The organism is Stenotrophomonas sp. P5_A8 (assembly GCF_056400545.1).
The window spans coordinates 1-4973 of record NZ_JBFULB010000284.1 but is presented as its reverse complement, the minus strand read 5'-3'; the positions used below and the strand labels follow the sequence as shown (position 1 = coordinate 4973).

General features: G+C 67.9%; 3 protein-coding genes. All 3 read right to left on the bottom strand.

What is annotated here, in order from left to right; translation table 11 throughout:
- Positions 1-56: 56 nt before the first annotated feature.
- Genes AC1DQP_RS16350 through AC1DQP_RS16340 form a run of 3 tightly spaced genes read right to left on the bottom strand, consistent with a single transcriptional unit; the run spans position 57 to position 4701 of the window.
- Positions 57-1493: an efflux transporter outer membrane subunit gene (locus tag AC1DQP_RS16350; protein WP_457321231.1), complete on the bottom strand. Its 1437-nt coding sequence runs from the start codon at positions 1491-1493 to the stop codon at positions 57-59.
- Positions 1493-3463, bottom strand: a complete 1971-nt coding sequence (locus AC1DQP_RS16345; protein ID WP_478052016.1) for a MacB family efflux pump subunit — start codon at positions 3461-3463, stop codon at positions 1493-1495. The genes AC1DQP_RS16350 and AC1DQP_RS16345 overlap by 1 nt, the downstream gene beginning before the upstream one ends.
- A complete protein-coding gene (locus tag AC1DQP_RS16340) occupies positions 3460-4701 on the bottom strand; it encodes an efflux RND transporter periplasmic adaptor subunit (RefSeq protein WP_478052015.1) in 1242 nt (413 codons plus the stop codon). The genes AC1DQP_RS16345 and AC1DQP_RS16340 overlap by 4 nt, the downstream gene beginning before the upstream one ends.
- Positions 4702-4973: the final 272 nt, after the last annotated feature.

Sequence of the window (4973 nt, the reverse complement as noted above, 5' to 3'; positions counted from 1 at the left end):
GACCAACGGTCGGCTCTACGTGGTGGTGGGTAGCCGACCAACGGTCGGCTCTACGGTTACCGCGCGCTGCCGCCCAGCGCCTTGAACAACGTTACATCGTTGATCAGCTGCTTCTGCTTCACCGAGGCCAGCGACAGCTCCGCATCGCGGCGGGTCTGCTGCGCTTCCAGCCAGGTGCGCAGGTCGGTGGCGCCGACCCGATAGCGCACCTCGTACATCCGCTCGATCTCCACCGCTTCATCGAACGATGCCTGCGAGGCCGCCACCTGGGTGGCGAACTGCTCGCGTGCCGACAGCGCGTTGTCCACCTCCGACAGGGCCGTGTACAGCGTGCGGCGGAAGTCGTTGGCGGCCATCTGGTAATCGGTGCCGGCCAGGCGGGTGTTCAACCGCGCCTGGCCGATGTTGAGGAACGGCAACGACAGACCGGCGCCCAGCGTAGCCACCGGGTTCTGCAGCACGTTCGACAACGACGTCGCGCTGCTGCCGACGCTGCCGGTCAGGCTCAGCGCGGGGTAGTACTGGGTGGCGGTGACCTTGATCGTCTTCAGGCTGTTGCGCAGCCTCAGTTCGGCCGCGCGCAGGTCCGGGCGCCGGCCCAGCAGTTCGGCCGGCAGGCCTTCGGCCACCACCGGGCGTCCACCGTCCAGCAACTGCTGCGGCTCGTCGTCCAGCGGCCACGGCTGCCCGTCCAGCAGCACCGTCAACGCGTTGCGGCTGGCCACCCGCTGCTGTTCCAGCGCGCTTTGCGTGGCCCGTTGCGCTTCCAGGCTCTGGGTGGCCTGGCGGACTTCCAGGCGCGATACCGCACCGGCGTCGAAGCGAGCCTGCACCAGTTGCCGGGTGCGCTGCAGGCGGTCCAGGTTGGCTTGGCCGGCGCGGATCGACTGATTGAGGAAGGCCAGCGTCCAGTACTGCGTGGCGACGTCGCCGATCACCAGCAACGCGGTGTTCTGCAGGTCTTCCTCACGCGCCTGCGCTTCCCACTGGGCGATGTCGCGCTGGGTGCGCAGGCGGCCCCACAGGTCGATTTCCCATTGCAGCGACACACTGGCCGAACTGCCGCGGTTCCACTGCGCGCCCTGGTCGATCGGACGACTGCCGTTGCTGCCGACGCTGCCCGAAGGCTGCGGCCACAGCGCGTTGTCGGCCAGCCCGGCCTGCAGGCGGGCGCGCTGCACGGCCAACCCGGCCGAGGCCAGGTCGGTGTTGGCGGCCAGGGCGCGGTCGATCACCCGCGCCAGGCGCGGATCGCCGAACTGGGTCCACCAGGGATCGTCGCGGACCTCGGTGCGGTCGGTATGCGGCAGGGTCTCCACCACGTCAGTGGGGACATTGCGCGAGGCATCGCCGCGACCATAGCTGGCCGGCACGCTGGGAGCGTCGACGGCGTAATGGCCGGTGCTGACGCAGGCCGACACAGCCAGCGTGGTCACGCAGGCCAGGGCGAGCGGGCGCAGGTGGCCGCGGATGAGCGGGAAAAGGGGATTCATCATTCGCGCGCCAGCGCCTCCACGGGATCAAGTTGGGCGGCACTGCGCGCCGGAAGAAAACCGAACGCCACGCCGATCAGGCTGGAGCAGGCGAACGCGGCGACGATCGAGGCCGTCGAGAACAGCATCTGGAAATCCGGGGCGAATTTGCCGAACAACCAGCCGACCACCAGTGACAGACCGACGCCAAGCAGGCCACCGAGCAGACAGACCAGCACCGCCTCGATCAGGAACTGCTGGCGGATGTCGCTCTGCCGCGCGCCGACGGCCATGCGCACGCCGATCTCGCGGGTGCGCTCGGTGACCGACACCAGCATGATGTTCATCACCCCGATGCCGCCGACCAGCAACGCGATCGCGGCGATCGCGCTGATCAGCAACGTCATGGTGCGCGTGGTCTGTTCGATGGTTTCGCGGATCTCGGCACTGTTGCTGAGGAAGAAGTCCTCGGTGCCGTGGCGCATGATCAACAGCTTGGAGATCGCGGCCTGCGCGGCATCCATCGGTGTGCTGTCGTCCACCCGCACGGTGATGCTGGAGACGTAACTTTGCCCAAGCATGCGCGACATCACCGTGGTGTAGGGCACCCACACGCCCAGGCTGGTACTGCTGCCCATGCCGAAGCTCTGCCGCTGTGCGACGCCGATCACCCGCACCGGCACGTTGCCGAGCAGGATCACCTGGCCGATCGGATCTTCACCGGACGGGAAAAACTGGGTACGGGTGTTCTCGTCGATCACCGCGACCTGGACCAGGCCCTTGACCGCATCGCCGTCGAAGAAGCTGCCCGCGCTCAAGGTAACGCCCTTGACCCGGAAGTACTGCTCACCCACGCCGCTGACCTGCGCGGTGGCCGACTGGTTGCGGTAGCGCGCAGTCACCGACGAGGACACGCTGGGAGTGGCGCTGTCCACATAGCTCTGCCGCGCCAGCGCGTCGGCATCGCTGGCCTTGAGCGTCTGCACGCGCGCCGAGCGCATGTCGCCGAAGCCGCGACCGGGATAGACATCGATGGTATTGGTGCCCAGCGCGCTGATGTTCTGCAGGATCTGCTGCTGCGAACCGTTGCCCATCGCCACCACCGACACCACCGAGGCAATGCCGATGATGATCCCGAGCATGGTCAGGAAGGTGCGCAGACGATGGGCGTTCATCGCCAGCAGCGCCATCCGGAACGCTTCGGTGAAGCGATCGCGGGCGGCCCGCCAGCTGTTGCCGCCGCCCGCGGCCACGGTCGGCTCGCGCTGCGCGCGGTAGCTGGGCGCGGAGGGGTTGGTGCGGTCGGCGATGATCTCGCCGTCGCGGATTTCGATGATGCGCTGTGCGTGTTCGGCCACGCTCATGTCGTGGGTGACGATGATGATGGTGTGGCCTTCGGCATGCAGCTCGCCGAGGATGCCCATTACCTCCTCACCGGATTTCGTGTCGAGCGCGCCGGTCGGTTCGTCGGCCAGGATCACCTCGCCACCGTTCATCAACGCGCGCGCGATCGACACGCGCTGCTGCTGGCCGCCGGAAAGCTGGCCGGGCGTGTGGTTCATGCGGTCGCCCAGGCCCAGGCGCTGCAGCAACTGTTCGGCACGCGCGGTACGCACCGGCCCCGGGCTGCCGGCGTAGACGGCCGGCACGGCCACGTTGCCGCGCGCATCCAGGTCGCCGAGCAGGTGGTAGCGCTGGAAGATGAAGCCGAAATGCTCGCGGCGCAGCGCCGCCAGTTCGTCCGGCAGCATGCTGCCGGTCTCGCGCCCGGCCACCTGGTAGCTGCCGCGGGTGGGGCGGTCCAGGCAGCCGAGGATGTTCATCAGCGTCGACTTGCCCGAGCCGGACTGGCCGACGATGGCGACCATCTCGCCAGCGCCGATGTCCAGGTTGACGTCGCGCAGCACCGCGATGGTGTCATCGCCGGCGGGAAACTCGCGGCGCAGGTCACGCAGGCGCAGCAGCGGCGTGCCCGTGGAGGCCGGACTCATCGACGCGGCCCGCCCATGCCGGCCCCGCCCATGCGCATCTGCGCGCCCCCGCGGCGGCCACCGCCGGCACCGGTGGCGGCCGCACCGCCTTCACCGACCACGACTTTCTCGCCTTCCTGCAACCCGGACAGCACTTCGGCATTGGCGCCGTTGTTGATCCCGATCCTGACCTTGCGCGGGGTCGGCACGCCGTCCTTGTCGGCCACGCGCACCATGTGCTGGCCGTCGCGGGTCTTCGGGCCCAGCGCGACGGCGGGAATGGTCAGCACGCCCTTGGCCTGGCTGAGCATCACCGAGACCTGCGCGGTCATGTCGATGCGCAGCGTGCCGTCGGGGTTTTCCACGTCGAACAGCGCGTTGTAATACACCGCGCTGCTGGAGCTGGAACTGGAGGAACTGGAACTGGACGAACTGTCGTTGGCGATCGACGACGGCGCCGGATTGATCTGGCGCAGCGTGGCGTGGTACTTGCGGTCCGGCTCGCCCAGGGTGGTGAAGTACACCGGCATGCCGGCCTTGATCTTGACCACGTCGGCTTCGGAAACTTCGGCGTTGACTGTGACCAGGTCCAGCCGCGCCAGCATCACGATGGTCGGTGCGGTCTGGTTGGCGTTGACGGTGCGGCCCTCTTCGGCGACCACCGCCACCACGGTGCCGTCCATCGGCGCGGTGATGCGGGTGTAGGCCAGGTTGGCGCGGGCGGTGCCCAGCTCGGTTTCGCTGCCCTTGATCTGCGCATCGTAGGACTGGATCTGCGCGCGGGCGGTTTTCAGCTTGGCGTCGGCGGCGTCGTATTCGGCCCGCGAGGTCGCTTCGGCGGCCAGCATCTGCTGCTGCCGCGCGAATTCCAGCTCGGCCTCGCGCAGGCTGGCCTGCTGCACCGCGCGCTGCGCCTTGACCTGGTCCAGCGTGGCCTCGGCGTTGAGCACCTGGTTCTGCTGGGTGGTGGCATCGATCTCGGCGATCAGGTCGCCTTGTTTGACCGTATCGCCCAGCTGCACCCGCAGCGATTTGATCTGGCCGGAGGCCTGCGCGCCCACGCTGACCAGCTTGTAGGCATCGATCACCCCGGTGGCCTCTACCGTCTGCTCGATGTCGCCACGGCCGACCGGGGTGGTGGCCAGGGTCGGGGCGGTCGGCTTGCGCAGGTACCATGCGACAATCGCAGCCAGCACGACGACAACGGCGATCAACAGCAGCACGCGGCCGCGACGGGTGATGGGCAGGCGGGGCTTCACGATGATCGTCTACTCGGCAGGCCGGGATGCGGCGTTGTCAGCATTGTGAAGACCGCACCCGTGCGGCTCAACACTCGCCCTGTGTCGGGGCGTAACCAAAGGCCTGCTTTTGTATGTCGCCGTGTGTCTGTTGCCTGCTTTGAAACATGCGTACGCAAACCACTGGATGCGGTTCAGCTCCCGACAGGGGATCATGGCCGCATGGAGACTCCCAATCCGATGCATCGACTGCTGATCGTCGACGACGACCACGACATCCGCCAGCTGTTGGC